Below are 14,548 nucleotides of genomic sequence, written 5' to 3'. Positions count from 1 at the left end.
TCTATCCCCTTTCAAATTTCTTCAATTCCTCATATGAAATCTGAGCAATCCTTTTCCAAGAATATTCAGAACTAACATGATTGACACAATTTGCAAAATACTCTTCCTGGCTAGTCAGGTAGTCATCATATGCTTTTAGCATAGCAGAAGCAATTGATTGTGAGTCTAAAGAACAAGCCCATCCTAAATTGTTCAGAACCACTTCATCAAGAACATTTGTTTCTTTTGTGACAATACATGGATTACCATAAGAAAGAGCTTCTAAAACGGTCATTGGAAAGCCCTCATGGCGTGAAGTTAAGACCATAATCTTTCCACACAAATGTTCAACCTTCTCTTTTCCAAGTAATGGCCCTCTATAAAATACATTTATATTCCTTAACCGGTGAATCCTATTTTCAATATACTTGACTTGACTATGATTTCCAACACCATAGAAAGAAAATGTAATCATCCGATCCTCGCTTAAATTATCCAACACCTCTAAAGCATCTATTAATATATCTAATCCTTTAGGTTTTATATCAAATCTACCTAAATAATAAAACTCAACACTAGAGCTACTCTTATATTTATAGCCATTCTTTCTCAAAGAATCTTCAATTGTAATTCCATTGGGAATAATCAGATTAGTTTCGCATTTGTACAGTGAATTTTTTTTTTCAGATTGATTTAAATAAATTATCCCCTCAGAGTTTCTTACAAATTTATCAAAAAATAAAGCTCTTGCAACAGTTTTCTTTATTTTTGATTTCTTCATTGACTCAATCATAAACGAACCATGAGGTTGAATAAAATATGGAATATTATTTTTTTTTAAAATTTTGTATAGCTTTATGTATTCCCAAAAATAGAAACTATGAAAAATAACTATATCCGGTGAAAAAAACTTTATATAATCTTCAAATAATCTATCACCCAAAAAGTCAAAGTATGCAGAATTGATATCTTTCACTGGTGATTTTATAGACAAAACTCGTGCTTCAAATCCTGTTAATGCATTCTGATGAGAAGCCAACTCACTTAAAACAACAGGTATACTTCCAGTAGGTTTTAAATGGGTAGCTGTAACATGTAACAATTTCATTCTTGATACTCCTTGATAAATTTAGCAGGATTTCCTGCATATAGGGAATTTTTTTTAGTCAAACATTTTGTGACGACTGACCCAGCGCCTACGATTACACCGTCAGCAATATTCACTCCTGGTAGAATTATGACATTTGCACCAATCCAAACATTATCCCCTATTTCAATTCTAGCACCTTTATGTAGCCGTTTCATATAGTTTTCTCTATTTGTAACATCATAGGACTCTGTAATTAAAGTTGCCCCATAAGACAATGTTGAATTTTTTCCAATAGCAATTCCATTTACAGCGTGTAAAAACACCTTGTCATTGATCCTTACATTTTCAGAAAATTCATTTTTTCCCAAATAAAATCCTAGGTTTTCCGTATATTTGTACTCTCTTTGGAAAATACAACGAAAAATGAAAAAGATAATGTATGATTGATTCAATCTTAACCACAGCCCTACCTATCATTTTCTACCCTCTCAAAAAATGTTTATATAAAAATCGTTGGAAACTTTGAGGCAAGATGTAGACAGCAATTTGGGCAGCTGTTATCTCTAAAAACTCGCCCAAACTATTAAATCCTCGTTTCCAAGCATTGTATCGAATGTGAATAAGCGTTTTGGTGTTAAACCAGTTTTTTCGTTTTTCAAAAGTATTTTGTTCAAATCTGAATTTGAATACAATTTCATCAAGATTCTTAGTTTTTGCACCAGATTCTAGCATTCTTATCCAGAGATCGGTATCCTGATTTTTACGATAGTCTGAATATCCACCAATTTTATCTAAAAACGATTTACGATACATCACTGTCGGATGATTAAACGGATCCCTTTTTTTAGCAAACTTATAGATTTCATCATGAGTGGTTGGTACTATTCTACGTCCGACTATATTATCCAACTCAGAAATAAACTCCTCTACCGACGAACCAATAATATCTAGAGTACTGTCTTTTTCGAATTCTCTAAGTTGTAACTCACATCTTTGAGGAAGAGAATAATCATCCGCATCCATTCTTGCAATAAGGTCATTTCGACATTCTTTTAGACCCGCATTTAATGCCTCTCCAAGCCCAACATTATTTGGCAATTGAATTTCATTAAAGTAAATGTCACAACTGTTTTGTACATTAACAATAACCTGTTCTAATAAATTAGGAATCGGACCGTCCTTTACAATAACGATTTCATCGGGTTTTATTGTTTGTTGAACCATACTATTCAATGCAATATAAAAATAATCAGCATTATCATTTTTATACACAGTCATTAAAACACTATATTTCACGAGAATTACCTCATTTTTTTATATAAACAATGCGTTTAATCGTTTCTATCACATACTCCACATCTTCATCACTCAAGTTGGTATGAAGAGGAAGTGTAATTTCATTTTCAAAATACTGATAGGCATTCGGAAAATCTTTCATATCAAAACCAATATTTTTATAGGCTGTAAGAAGAGGCAGTGGCTTGTAGTGAACATTACAAGCAATCCCTGCTTCAGCCATTTTTTGAATCACTTCATTTCGTTGTTCCAAAGTAAAGCCTTCCAGATGAGTGATATACAAGTGCATAGATGATTGTCTATCTTCGGTCTGATGTACCAACGGCTTAATCAATGTTCCTTCAAAGCCTGCATTGTATTTTTCGACAATTTCTTTTCGACGATTCAACAGGGATGGGTAACGTTCCAACTGTACCAAACCGATACCAGCCATAATATCTGTCATATTACACTTGTAACCAGGAATGACAATGTCATATTCCCATGAACCTAATTGTGTCTTGGCTAGAGCATCCTTTGTCTGCCCATGTAATGATAGAATTTGAAATTCCTTGTACATCTCTTCATCATCCAAATCAGGACGTGCTTTCCATGTCACACTTCCACCTTCAGCGGTTGTAAAATTCTTAACTGCATGGAAAGAAAATGAGGTAAAATCTGCTAGGGAACCCGCTGGTTTCCCCTTATAACTAGCTCCTAGAGAATGTGCACTATCCGATAGAATAATAACTCTGTCGAAAAGTTTCTGCCATTTATTATCAGAAGCAGCATACAAAGAGCGTTTGTTTTCTACGATGGTATAAATCTTATCATAATCACAAGGAATACCAGCTAGATCAACAGGGATGATAACCTTTGTTTTCGGAGTAATCGCTTTTTTCAAAGCATCATATTCCATTTCAAAGCCATCTTTTTGAATATCAACCATCACAGGAGTTGCTCCTACATGGGTAATGACACTACATGAGGCAGTATAGGTCATAGCAGGAACAATCACTTCGTCTCCAGGTCCAACTCCAAGAACTCGCAAGACTAGTTCTAATCCTGCAGTAGCAGAATTTAAACACACAGTTTTATTGGTTCCTGTAAATACTGATAACCGACGTTCTAGCTCTTTTGTCTTTGGTCCTGTTGTAATCCAACCAGATTTTAGTGTGTCAATAACTTCATCAATTTCAGCTTGGGTAATATCTGGTGGTGAAAACGGAATATTTTGTCTTTTTGTCATTTTAATCTCCTATTTTATTACATTAATTACTGTATCTATCATTACCTTAAAATCAGAAATAATTCCAAAGTTTTTAATGTACTCCAAATTGTATTTCATTTTTTCAGGTAACACCTTTTGAACATAGGCTTCATCTGGACTATAGCCTTGAGAACAATATTCTTCTAAAACAGCATCTTCATCCTTATATGCAATACTTGCTGGTGAAGTAATTCCCGCTGGCAATAGCAAAGTCGTAAGCATTTCATCAGTGTAATGATCCACATACTTTTGTACTTCTGGTCTTACACCAACAAAACTCATATCTCCTGTCAAAACATTAAAGAGTTGAGGCACTTCATCCAGCCTATATTTTCTGATAATATAACCGACTTTTGTAATACGATTATCTTGACCGACTGTGACAAGACTTCCGACTTTATCCGCATCAGAAATCATCGTTCTAAACTTAAATATTCTAAAAATTCGACCATATCTGGTAACTCTCTCTTGACGGTAAAAAACGGGTCCCTTGCTATCTAGTTTTATCCAAATAGATAAAGCAATGATGACTGGCGATAATAATACTAATAGGATTAGTGCTAATAACTTATCCGTAGTATATTTTAAAAATAACTCGAACTTTCTTGACCCAATTTTTTCAAAATATTGGGCTGTTATTTCATTCGCTTTTAGATATTCTTTTGTTATAGGTCTTCTGCTATACATTCATTCTCCTATTTGCAAGGTTAGCTGGTTTTGTCACTAATCCTCAATCCTAAAATACTCTAAATAGTCCTTAAATCGATCTTGTGCGGCTAAGCAAGTATCTAATAAGAAACCATTCTGTTCTCCCCACTCGGCTAAGCCACGATAGTAAAAATACTTCATGTCATCTCCGATGATAAAGGGGATATGTCCATGTTTGAGACATTCTTTAAACATAATCAATCGACCTACTCGCCCGTTACCATCTTGGAAGGGATGGATGCGTTCAAATCGAACATGAAAGTCAAGAATATCCTCAAAGGAAGTCTCAGGCAAGTCGTGATAGCTGTTCAGCAGTTCTTGCATGTCCGACTCCACATGTTCAGGTAGGCTTGTTTCTCGACCGCCGACTTCATTCGGAAATCTCTTATACTCTCCGACTTGAAACCATGACTTCCGCGAATCAGAGGTCCCTCTCTTCAATATAGAATGAACATCCTTTATCCATATCTCGTTCAAGTCTTCTTGAAAGCTATCCAAAAGAAAATCAAAAGCTGTAAAATGATTGGTGGTTTCAATAATATCATCCACCCTTATAGTTGGACTTTCCTCGAAACCAATGATATTGGTCTCATAGATATACCGTGTCTGGTCATGAGTTAGTTGACTACCTTCAATGTGGTTTGAGTTGAAAGCTAGCTCTATCTGAATCTTATGATAGAGACCACCTTTCGTTCTGTTTTCTTTCTCTCTTAATAACCTATGACCTAGCATATTTTACCTCAGGAAAGTATTTCAACCTTCCTAGAATCTAAATCCTATTTAGACTCTAGGAAAGTAAAAACAACTTTTACTTTCTTTATTCTTGTTTTGCAAATTCAATCAACACATCTTTTAATTCATTTCTATCTTTTTGGAGTAATCCATTGATAAATGAATTGACAATGTCCGATTGTTTATTTGTAACGCGACCTACAAATATTTTTTCATAAATCTGTTCGCTGATACGTTCTTCTGTTGATAGTAATTCCTCGTAGAGTTTTTCCCCAGGACGAATACCTGATTCAACAATTCCAATTTCTTCCTCAGTATGACCACTCAGCAGAATAACTTTTCTTGCCAATTCCAAAATTTGTACAGGCTCACCCATATCCAAGACAAAGATTTCTCCGCCTTTTGCCAAATGTCCAGCTTGGATAACCAAACGACTTGCTTCTGGGATTGTCATGAAATAACGAGTCATCCTAAAGTCTGTAACCGTAACGGGTCCACCTTTTTGTATTTGCTCTTTGAATAGCGGAACAACACTTCCACGACTACCTAGAACATTCCCAAAACGAACTGCCGCAAATTGAGTCTGGCCTGGCTCATTTAAACCTGTAACAATCATTTCTGCAACACGCTTAGTCGCTCCCATGACATTTGGCGGATTAACAGCCTTATCTGTTGAAACCATAACAAACTTTGCAACCTTTGCAGTTTTAGCCGCCTCAGCCACATTCTTCGTTCCAAAAATATTATTCTTCACTGCTTCATGTGGATTGTATTCCATCAAAGGAACATGCTTATGTGCTGCAGCATGATAAACAACATCGGGTTGATATTCAGCCATTATGCTAAAAATCAATTCTCTATCTTGAATATCTGCAATGAGAGGGACCAACTCAATCTTACCTTGGTACTTTTCCAGTAACTCTCGATGAATGAGATAGATTGAATTTTCTCCATGTCCAAGCAACAACAAGCGTTTAGGCGTAAACTTAGCAATTTGACGACATAACTCTGAACCGATAGAGCCACCTGCTCCTGTGACAAGGATTGTTTTCCCTTTGAAAAACTGATTCAATTCATCCTGATCCAAAACAACCTCTGGTCGACCAAGAAGGTCTGCTACGTCAATTTCCTGAAAGGCACTGACAGACATGTTCCCCGCCATAATGTCTTCAATGCTCGGCATATTATTGACGGTCACTCCTGTAGTGTTACAGATTTCAACAATCTTCTCTCGCTCCTTACCATTTAAAGAAGGGATGGCAATCGTCACTTGGTCAACAGCTAATTCTTCTACCAATCGTGGAATATCATTACGGTTTCCTAAAACTTTGGCAGTACGGATTAATGTTCCAAGTTTATTTGGATCACAATCAACTATACCGACAATTTCAAAATTCAATTTTCTATCTTCGACGGTATTGATAAAAATATTCCCACCATCTCCAGCACCTACTACTAAGATTCTTAGTGGGCTATCCTTCTTTTGAATGGCATTTTTTCTCGTCTCATGTAAGACTTTCCAAATAATCCTCGGAGTAATGAGCATTACATACGACAAAAATAAGGATACTAAGATGAAACGATAACTAAAGGTCTGCCATAGAATCATTGAAATGATTAAAAATAATGAATAAGCGGATATCAAACTCAGTCCTATTTTCACATAACTTTGATACCCAGTATACCTGGTAATTAGCGAAAAAACCTTTAGTCTAACTGAGATAATCAGGTAGAATATTAAAACAAATAAAACTGCAAGAATGAAGCGTTCATCTGGAATATCAATAATAACATCCAAAAACAGCCTGCTCAAAATCATGGAAACTATAAGAAGACACGTATCCATGCACATGAGTATCAATCGTTTACTGTTGCGCTCTAACAGTTTGTCAGTAACAGTTCCTAAATCCATTTTTTCTCCACAATCTAGAGTAACCAGTTTAAATCGCCTGGTTTTTTAATAGCATAAGAGGATTCTTTTTTAGCAACGCTTTCGCTTTATCTTTACCAAATTCCTCTGTTAGTAACTTATAAGCCTCCCTCATAAACGGAGGTCTACTAGATAAATTATGCATATCGCTAGCAACACAATGTACTAAGTCCTGCTCTAAAAAATACCGAGTGCGTTTTTTAAATTCTTTTGCTCGATCGCCAATTAAAGCGGGCTTCAGCACATGATTACTATTTACCTGAGTATAGCATCCCTTGTCAATTAACTCTTCTACTCTCTCTGCATGAAACGCTAGGGCATCATATCGTTCTATATGGGCAAGTACGGGAGTTAGCCCAAGTAGCGTCACTTCATTCACTGCTTCTTGAATCTCTTTCCAGGGAGTATTCATACTGAACTCAAAAAGAATATAGCGCGAGCCATTAAGCGTCGGTACTTTCTTTTTTTCAAGTTTGCTTAAGATATCTTTACTATAATACAATTCAGCACCATAGCACAATCGTATTTCAGGATAAACTTCTGCTACTGCTTCTTTAAGTTGAAGAAAGTTAGCCATGATAATTTTTTCAGGAGTTTCAAACATCCCCTTACGTCTATGTGAAGTCGCAACGATGATGCGAACACCTTGACGATAAGCTTCGCCTATCAAACTCAGGCTCTCTTCAATAGTTTTGGGACCGTCATCCACACCAAATATGATATGCGAATGAATATCAATCATACTAATACCTACTTATCAAACTTATATTATCTGAGAAATTAAGCTTTTTTGCCGTAATGTCCGTAGTTTCCGTATTCACTATACTTCTCATTGGCAATATCATATTTGTTCAAGATAACGCCTAAGAACGGTGTGCCTGTTTGATCCAACTGCTCTTTTACTTTTTTCAAAGATGAGCGCTTAACATGGCCTGCTTCTACTACTGCAACCATCGCATCACATTTTTGTGCAATGATAGCTGCATCAATTACCAGTCCTAATGGTGGACAGTCAACGATAACATAATCATAATAGCGACGAAGAGTCGCAAGTAAATTTTCAAAATTCTTACTTTGTAAAAGGGCAGTAGGGTTGGGAGAAATTTTTCCTGACTCAATGACGGTCAAGTTTGGAATATCTGTATCGCATAATCCTTGAGACAAGTCTGATGTCCCTGCTAGGTAATCTGTCAAACCTGTAATCTTTGTAATTGGCTTGAAGAAACCAGGCATGACTGAATTTCGGATATCTGCATCCACCAAAACGGTCTTATAACCTGAACGAGCATAGGCAATAGCGAGACTAGCCGCAGTTGTACTCTTGCCTTCATTCGATTGAACAGAGGTAATGCCAACAACCTTAATATCTGCTCCGCTAAGCTGAATATTGGTACGGATAGCATTGAAATATTCTTCTGTCTTTTTTACCAACTCTTTTTTAGTACGTGCAATTTCTAACGTTGCCATATTGTCCTCCTATTTCAATTTCTTCGAATCTGGTACTACACCAAGCAAGGTCAAGCCCATTACCTCTTCAATATCCTGAGGGCGTTTGACACGGTCATCCAAAACTTCCATAGCCATGATAATTCCCATTGCCAAGATACCTCCAACTAATAAACCAAGCAAGATATTGCGTTTTATATTCGGAGTGGTTGGTTCTTCCGCTGGGACTGCTTCTTCAAGTGTCGTCACATCGCTTACCTTGGTGACCTCGACAATCTTTTGCGCTGCAAAGGTGCGAAGGCTATTTGCAATACGTGCCGCTTCATTTGGATCCGCATCACGCACGGAGATAGAAACGATACGAGTATCAACAGGAATAGAAACTGAAACCTTTTCTTTTAAGTTCTCGTTCAAGTTCAACTCTGTAGCTACCTGCGTCAGTACATCTTGGGACAGGATAATTTCCTTATAATCTTTTACCAAATAGGTACCCGCTTGTAACTCTTGGCTAGTCAATCCCGCACCGGCTTCAACATTTTGACTCACTACATAGATACGAGTTGTCGAGTCAAACTGTGGTGTTACCAAGAAACTATTGTAGACAAAGGCAATTCCTGCACCCAAAAAGGATGTTAGGATAATAAGAAACTTCTTTCTCCACAATGTTTTTAATAAGTATAATACATCAATTTCGATTGTATTTGATTCTTGATTATTCATGTTTTCTCCTATTTTTTAATTTCCATCCAATACTGACTGAATCGCTGCCTTTGCTTGCTCCAGACTGTCTTGGTTAATTTCCATCATATAAAGTTGTGAACCAGGCATCGCATAAGAAGGTAAATCCATACGACCTGAACCTGTCAAGGCCTGAGACTCAACTGTAAACTGGGTTCCTGACTCTAATTGGGTATTTACCAAGCCCATAATCGTTTCTAAGCTCAAATCTGTTTGGATAGATCCTTCCAAACCAGTTAGAATAGCTTGATAATTCGCTAGATTATCTGGTGAACTCAATTTTTTTATGAGGGCTGCAATGACTTTTTCTTGGTTTTGACCGCGATCATTATCACCATTAGCCAACGAATACCGCTCACGAACAAAGATTAGCGCTTGCTCTGCATCTAGATGCACTGTCCCAACCGGGAAATTATACCCTCCGCTTGTAAATTCTTGGGTATTTTCAACATCAATACCACCAACCAAATCAATCAACTGTAAGAAGGAAGTAAAGTTGAGTCGGATATAGTTACTAATGTCAATACCATAAAGATTTTCTAAGGTGTGCACGGAGGCGTTCACACCATAAATTCCAGCATGTGTTAGTTTATCGTATTGATTTTGCCCACCATCTGCGATAGCAACGTATGAATCTCGTGGAGTAGTTGTCAATAAAATCTTATGTGTCGCACGATTGACAGTCATAATGATATTGACATCGGAACGCGAAACAGATGAAATTGGACCGTAGGTATCAATACCACTGATATAGATATTGAAGCTGTCCCCACTCGCTTGTTTGACTGCTGTTTCAACAGTCTGAGTCACTTTGAAACTATATATTTTTTTCACTTTTGAAGAAAAGTCTGGGTCTTCATTTTCTAAAATATTGCTAAAAACTCCGTTGAAGACCATCGCTTGACTCTCACCATTCAACATAGATTGATATGCTGTCAGGTAAGAGGTTGTGGGGCTAGTTGCCAGTTGAGTAGATTCCATTTTGGATATGTCATCCAACAAAGCGGTGATGTTATCTTGGTCGTATTCGGCTGGAGCAAGAATACTAGTAAGCTGACGAACGTCCGTAATATCACTATTTGCTGGGACAAGAATGCTCATTTCATATTCTGAAAATGTCGAATTTGAATTTAGTCGTGTTGAAAACTTAACAACTTCTTGCATTCCATAGATTCCAACAGACGTGATGACTAGTGAAAAAACAAGTAAGAGCGCTGTAAATATGCGCGCTTTCTTACGCCACATCAATAATCCAGTCAATACTGCCACTCCTACTAGCAAAAGCATCACAATATAGTTTAAATACCGGAAATCTAGGATGTTATAGCGATACATGGTCACTAAGAATAGACATAAAGTAATGGCGTAAAGCCCCAAAAGGGCAAAATTTACCAATTTGAGCTTGGACGACTTCCTTCGCCCGCTTCTCTTTTTCATAAACAACCTTCCTAGACTTTTACTTATAACGCACCCATTATATCATAGAAATTAATATTTTCCTATCCTTACTTAGTGCTGGAAAACGTTATCTTTTTCATAATTTCACATTTTGATTGTTCGTATGAAGGTAAGTTGGTTTGCCGTTGATTCGGAAGCACAGTATTCAAAACCATCCGCCTTAAAATCTTGAATATCCGATAATTCCTGAATATTGTTCTTAGCCAACCAGGACAGCAATCTTCCTCTACCTTTTTTTGATATAGTCGAGTGAACTTTTAGCTGACCTGCTTTTTCTTCCATGAAAAGAATTTTAACTAATCTTTTCTGAATCTGTGGAGAAAACACCTGCTCAAATTCTGACGAAGCCAGTGAGAGAATCAGTTTATCATTACCAACTTCTTGGTCATAATACGGTCGCCAGTACTGTTTCAAAGACTGATTGCCTATCTTTAAGCTCCCTTGAAAATCTAAGCGGTGAGGTGAAATGAATTCAAAAGGATGAATCAATCCGTATAAGGCTGTCGCTACACGAACATGGTCACGTAGGTAATTTTCTTCTTTCGAATCTATACCTCGCCTATCCATATAACGATACATGAGACCATCATATAATTGCCAAGCTGGATAGGTTTTTGCTTGACCTGTCCTGATTCGATACCAACGGTCAGCTTCTAACTCAGCCTTTGCTTCATTCAATTTATAAAAGGCAGCCATCTTTTTTACATCAAATTGACTTATGACCTCCAGCACCGGCTTACTTCGATCAGGCAGGGGATAAAACGAGGCATTCTCTAGATTTGTATTTACTTCTTTTGCATTAGGTATAATTATTTTCATCACTTAATTATACCATATAGTAGCTTAATTCCTGAACTTCAAACCAACCCCATCCAGATATTGTCTTTCTTCAATTTTTCCTATATACTAGCTAGTAACATAGTCTATAAAAAGGGGGCCTAGATGAAAAAATATCAAGTTATCATCCAAGATATTTTGACTGGAATAGAGGAACATCGATTCAAACGTGGAGAGAAATTACCTTCTATCCGTCAACTCAGCGAGCAATATCATTGTAGTAAAGACACTGTCCAAAAGGCTATGTTGGAATTAAAGTACCAAAATAAGATCTACGCTGTCGAAAAAAGTGGTTATTATATCTTAGAAGATAGAGATTTCCAAGACCATACTGTAGAGCTCAATCCTGCAGACTTTCAAGAATTACCCTATGAAGATTTTCGGATTTGTCTAAACGAAAGTCTTATTGGGCGGGAAAATTACCTATTCAACTACTATCACCAGCAAGAGGGATTGGCAGAATTGATTTCCTCCGTTCAAAGTCTGTTAATGGACTATCATGTCTATACAAAAAAAGACCAGCTAGTTATCACAGCTGGTAGTCAACAAGCTCTATATATTCTCACACAAATGGAAACCTTGGCTGGAAAAACGGAAATCTTGATAGAGAACCCTACCTACTCACGAATGATCGAGCTCATTCGACATCAAGGAATCCCCTATCAAACAATTGAACGGGATTTAGATGGAATCGACCTAGAAGAATTGGAAAGTATCTTCCAAACTGGAAAAATTAAGTTTTTCTACACAATTCCTCGCTTGCACAACCCTCTCGGTTCAACCTATGATATAGCAACAAAAACAGCCATCGTAAAATTAGCAAAGCAATATGATGTCTACATCATTGAGGATGACTATTTGGCGGATTTCGACTCTAGTCATAGCCTACCTTTACACTATCTTGATACAGATAATCGTGTCATCTACATAAAATCTTTTACACCGACACTCTTTCCTGCCCTCCGAATCGGTGCAATCAGCCTTCCTAATCAGCTACGTGATTCCTTCATCAAACATAAGAGTCTAATCGACTACGATACCAATCTTATCATGCAAAAAGCTCTCTCGCTCTACATTGATAACGGTATGTTTGCACGGAACACACAGCATCTTCATCATATTTATCACGCTCAGTGGAATAAAATAAAAGATTGTTTAGAGAAATACGCTTTGAACATCCCATATCGAATTTCCAAAGGGAGCGTGACCTTTCAGCTAAGCAAAGGGATTCTTTCGCCTAGCGTCCAACACATGTTTGAAAAGTGTTATTATTTCAGCGGACAGAATGCTGATTTCTTACAGATCTTCTTTGAACAAGATTTTGCAGATAAGCTGGAGCAACTTGTAAGATATTTGAATGAATGAAATCTAATAACCTCATGCAAATAATCCCCCTAGAACTTAAAAGACGAGGGGGATTATTCTAATAGTGGAAATTACATCCCAAAATTGTTATACTCTTTGAAAATAAAAATTATCCGTTGTCAAGAGTCTTGATGAGTGAAAAGCTCCAGTGGAGGTTTTCAGCCTGTTACCTTGAAATAAGATAGTAACAGAGTCCTATCTTCGACTTCGTTTCCTAGGCTACTTTTGATTTTCATTGAGTATTACTCTGTGAATCACGCTTTCACTTCATAGCCCATCAAAAGTCCACCTTCTTCAGCATAAAAACTGCATAGACCTGATGTTGCAACTTCGTCAATAACAGCCGTTGGAAAACTTGCTTTTACCAACTCTGAGAATTGTTGGAAAAACTTGGCATTGTTGCGGTGGGCCATGACAATTCGACCACCATCATAGCCTGCTTTTTTCATTTCTTCAAAGGCTGCTGTCACAGATTTCTTATGACCACGCGCCTTTTGAAGCAACTCTAATTTTCCTTCAGCACTTGCCTCACCAACCATACGGATATTGAGAAGACCAACGACAGTGCCTACCAATTTGCTCAGTCTTCCATTCTTAACAAGATTATCAACCTTCGCTAAAACAAAGAGGAGCTTACTGTGTTCCCGATAGTGAGTTATCGCTTCTACTACTTGTGGAAAATCTAATCCTGCACCAATTAAGCGATTGATTTCGTCAACAAGTAAATCCATTTCCCCACTGGCTGACAAACTATCTATCAAATGGATATTGACATTCGGATGCTCTTCGATATACATATCCCTAGCTACACGTGCCGCATTAAAACTACCTGATAGCCCTCCTGTAATCGTCACAACGATAATGTTCTCAGCTCCCTCAAAAGCTGCCTGATAAGCCTGCGGACTTGGACACGCCGACCCCGCTGCAGACTTAGCTGCTTCCATCACCTTCATCATGTGATCAATATCCAAGCTTGCATCATCAACAAATGCTTGTTCTCCAACTTGGATGGTAAGTGGCACACTAATAAATTCAGTGTCCGGAGCTAGATTAGCTAATTGACGATAGTCGCAGCCCGAATCTGCAACAATTTTCCATTTTGTCATAATATTCTCATTTCCAATTTTACTTTTTTATTTGACAATAAATCTCTATTTACTTACAATTATATCATTAAACTACCCTATCTGAAAGCATTTTCTTTCAGATGTGACACTCGGAAAAGGAAAACTATGGCAGGTCGTAAAATTTCACCCCAATCTTTGAAAAACCTCTATCAATCAAATAAAGAAGCGAATCAACTGACTAAGGAATCAATAGAAACTGCTCTGCTATTTCTCCTAGAGAAAAAGGAGCTCAAGCAAATTTCGGTATCTGAATTGGTCCGAAAAGCTGGTGTGTCACGCAATGCCTTCTACCGCAATTACAAGTCCAAGGAAGAAATCCTTGAAGACTACTACGAACGGACTTCCAGCAACCTTAAAAAGAAATGGCATGATTTGCAGGACAAGGTTCAAAAGGATGGCGTCAAGCAAAGCTTTGCAGATTTTGTCCAGGAACAAAAACGCAAGGCAGAGCAAAGCAAGGCCCTGTCCAACGTCAGTCAATGGATCAAGGAAAAAACAAAACGGGATTAAAAAGTCCCGTTTCAGACTGAAGACAAAGTCCTTAGAATTGATTTTCTAAGGGCTTTTCTTCGTATTTAGGAGTATAATATAAG

The 14,548-nt window shown here is 37.3% G+C and carries 15 protein-coding genes; 2 read left to right on the top strand and 13 right to left on the bottom strand.

The window, feature by feature from the left end:
- Position 1 precedes the first annotated feature (1 nt).
- From P7J58_RS08910 to yaaA, 12 genes are all read right to left on the bottom strand, one after another.
- The gene (locus tag P7J58_RS08910; RefSeq protein WP_408539650.1) at positions 2-1,087 is read right to left on the bottom strand and encodes a glycosyltransferase; all 1,086 of its coding nucleotides are present in this window, start codon (positions 1,085-1,087) and stop codon (positions 2-4) included.
- The gene (locus P7J58_RS08905; protein ID WP_408540359.1) at positions 1,084-1,437 is read right to left on the bottom strand and encodes an acyltransferase; all 354 of its coding nucleotides are present in this window, start codon (positions 1,435-1,437) and stop codon (positions 1,084-1,086) included. The genes P7J58_RS08910 and P7J58_RS08905 overlap by 4 nt, the downstream gene beginning before the upstream one ends.
- 112 nt (positions 1,438-1,549) lie before the next feature.
- Positions 1,550-2,347, bottom strand: a complete 798-nt coding sequence (locus P7J58_RS08900; RefSeq protein WP_408572578.1) for a glycosyltransferase — start codon at positions 2,345-2,347, stop codon at positions 1,550-1,552.
- 28 nt (positions 2,348-2,375) lie between these two features.
- Positions 2,376-3,593, bottom strand: a complete 1,218-nt coding sequence (locus P7J58_RS08895) for a DegT/DnrJ/EryC1/StrS family aminotransferase (RefSeq protein WP_408556145.1) — start codon at positions 3,591-3,593, stop codon at positions 2,376-2,378.
- Between the two features lie 9 nt (positions 3,594-3,602).
- Positions 3,603-4,301: a sugar transferase gene (locus P7J58_RS08890; RefSeq protein ID WP_408556146.1), complete on the bottom strand. Its 699-nt coding sequence runs from the start codon at positions 4,299-4,301 to the stop codon at positions 3,603-3,605.
- 36 nt (positions 4,302-4,337) lie between these two features.
- Positions 4,338-5,054 (bottom strand): Fic family protein, encoded by a 717-nt coding sequence (locus P7J58_RS08885; protein ID WP_408556147.1) that lies wholly within the window; start codon positions 5,052-5,054, stop codon positions 4,338-4,340.
- A gap of 85 nt (positions 5,055-5,139) precedes the next feature.
- Complete coding sequence (locus P7J58_RS08880) at positions 5,140-6,966, bottom strand: polysaccharide biosynthesis protein (RefSeq protein WP_408556148.1); 1,827 nt, start codon at positions 6,964-6,966, stop codon at positions 5,140-5,142.
- 28 nt (positions 6,967-6,994) lie between these two features.
- The gene (gene cps4B / locus P7J58_RS08875) at positions 6,995-7,726 is read right to left on the bottom strand and encodes a capsular polysaccharide biosynthesis protein Cps4B (protein WP_408556149.1); all 732 of its coding nucleotides are present in this window, start codon (positions 7,724-7,726) and stop codon (positions 6,995-6,997) included.
- Between the two features lie 38 nt (positions 7,727-7,764).
- Positions 7,765-8,451 (bottom strand): tyrosine-protein kinase, encoded by a 687-nt coding sequence (locus tag P7J58_RS08870; RefSeq protein WP_408556150.1) that lies wholly within the window; start codon positions 8,449-8,451, stop codon positions 7,765-7,767.
- 9 nt (positions 8,452-8,460) lie between these two features.
- Positions 8,461-9,150: a Wzz/FepE/Etk N-terminal domain-containing protein gene (locus P7J58_RS08865; RefSeq protein ID WP_408556151.1), complete on the bottom strand. Its 690-nt coding sequence runs from the start codon at positions 9,148-9,150 to the stop codon at positions 8,461-8,463.
- Positions 9,151-9,165: 15 nt separating this feature from the next.
- Positions 9,166-10,605, bottom strand: a complete 1,440-nt coding sequence (locus tag P7J58_RS08860; protein WP_408556152.1) for an LCP family protein — start codon at positions 10,603-10,605, stop codon at positions 9,166-9,168.
- A gap of 105 nt (positions 10,606-10,710) precedes the next feature.
- Positions 10,711-11,445, bottom strand: a complete 735-nt coding sequence (yaaA, locus tag P7J58_RS08855; RefSeq protein ID WP_408556153.1) for a peroxide stress protein YaaA — start codon at positions 11,443-11,445, stop codon at positions 10,711-10,713.
- A 123-nt stretch (positions 11,446-11,568) separates the two neighbouring features.
- Between yaaA and P7J58_RS08850 the strand changes: the two genes are divergently transcribed.
- Positions 11,569-12,828, top strand: a complete 1,260-nt coding sequence (locus P7J58_RS08850) for a PLP-dependent aminotransferase family protein (RefSeq protein ID WP_408556154.1) — start codon at positions 11,569-11,571, stop codon at positions 12,826-12,828.
- A gap of 254 nt (positions 12,829-13,082) precedes the next feature.
- On the opposite strand, the gene P7J58_RS08845 is transcribed toward P7J58_RS08850, so the two are convergent.
- A complete protein-coding gene (locus P7J58_RS08845; protein ID WP_125183484.1) occupies positions 13,083-13,934 on the bottom strand; it encodes a DegV family protein in 852 nt (283 codons plus the stop codon).
- A gap of 126 nt (positions 13,935-14,060) precedes the next feature.
- Here P7J58_RS08845 and P7J58_RS08840 point away from each other — a divergent pair, with 126 nt between their 5' ends.
- Positions 14,061-14,465 (top strand): TetR/AcrR family transcriptional regulator, encoded by a 405-nt coding sequence (locus tag P7J58_RS08840; protein WP_011922106.1) that lies wholly within the window; start codon positions 14,061-14,063, stop codon positions 14,463-14,465.
- The last annotated feature ends 83 nt before the right edge of the window (positions 14,466-14,548 follow it).

Source organism: Streptococcus suis (assembly GCF_046032535.1).
Taxonomy (GTDB): Bacteria; Bacillota; Bacilli; order Lactobacillales; family Streptococcaceae; genus Streptococcus; species Streptococcus suis_AK.
The sequence above is the reverse complement of the archived record's forward strand: the minus strand, read 5'-3'. Positions and strand labels throughout refer to the sequence as shown.

Excerpts from the sequence above, each read along its gene's own strand:
- P7J58_RS08910 (WP_408539650.1), bottom strand. The coding sequence starts at position 1,087 with ATGAAATTGTTACATGTTACAGCTACCCATTTAAAACCTACTGGAAGT.
- P7J58_RS08900 (WP_408572578.1), bottom strand. The coding sequence starts at position 2,347 with ATGACTGTGTATAAAAATGATAATGCTGATTATTTTTATATTGCATTG.
- P7J58_RS08895 (WP_408556145.1), bottom strand. The coding sequence starts at position 3,593 with ATGACAAAAAGACAAAATATTCCGTTTTCACCACCAGATATTACCCAA.
- P7J58_RS08890 (WP_408556146.1), bottom strand. The coding sequence starts at position 4,301 with ATGTATAGCAGAAGACCTATAACAAAAGAATATCTAAAAGCGAATGAA.
- P7J58_RS08885 (WP_408556147.1), bottom strand. The coding sequence starts at position 5,054 with ATGCTAGGTCATAGGTTATTAAGAGAGAAAGAAAACAGAACGAAAGGT.
- P7J58_RS08880 (WP_408556148.1), bottom strand. The coding sequence starts at position 6,966 with ATGGATTTAGGAACTGTTACTGACAAACTGTTAGAGCGCAACAGTAAA.
- cps4B (WP_408556149.1), bottom strand. The coding sequence starts at position 7,726 with ATGATTGATATTCATTCGCATATCATATTTGGTGTGGATGACGGTCCC.
- P7J58_RS08870 (WP_408556150.1), bottom strand. The coding sequence starts at position 8,451 with ATGGCAACGTTAGAAATTGCACGTACTAAAAAAGAGTTGGTAAAAAAG.
- P7J58_RS08865 (WP_408556151.1), bottom strand. The coding sequence starts at position 9,150 with ATGAATAATCAAGAATCAAATACAATCGAAATTGATGTATTATACTTA.
- P7J58_RS08860 (WP_408556152.1), bottom strand. The coding sequence starts at position 10,605 with ATGAAAAAGAGAAGCGGGCGAAGGAAGTCGTCCAAGCTCAAATTGGTA.
- yaaA (WP_408556153.1), bottom strand. The coding sequence starts at position 11,445 with ATGAAAATAATTATACCTAATGCAAAAGAAGTAAATACAAATCTAGAG.
- P7J58_RS08850 (WP_408556154.1), top strand. The coding sequence starts at position 11,569 with ATGAAAAAATATCAAGTTATCATCCAAGATATTTTGACTGGAATAGAG.
- P7J58_RS08845 (WP_125183484.1), bottom strand. The coding sequence starts at position 13,934 with ATGACAAAATGGAAAATTGTTGCAGATTCGGGCTGCGACTATCGTCAA.
- P7J58_RS08840 (WP_011922106.1), top strand. The coding sequence starts at position 14,061 with ATGGCAGGTCGTAAAATTTCACCCCAATCTTTGAAAAACCTCTATCAA.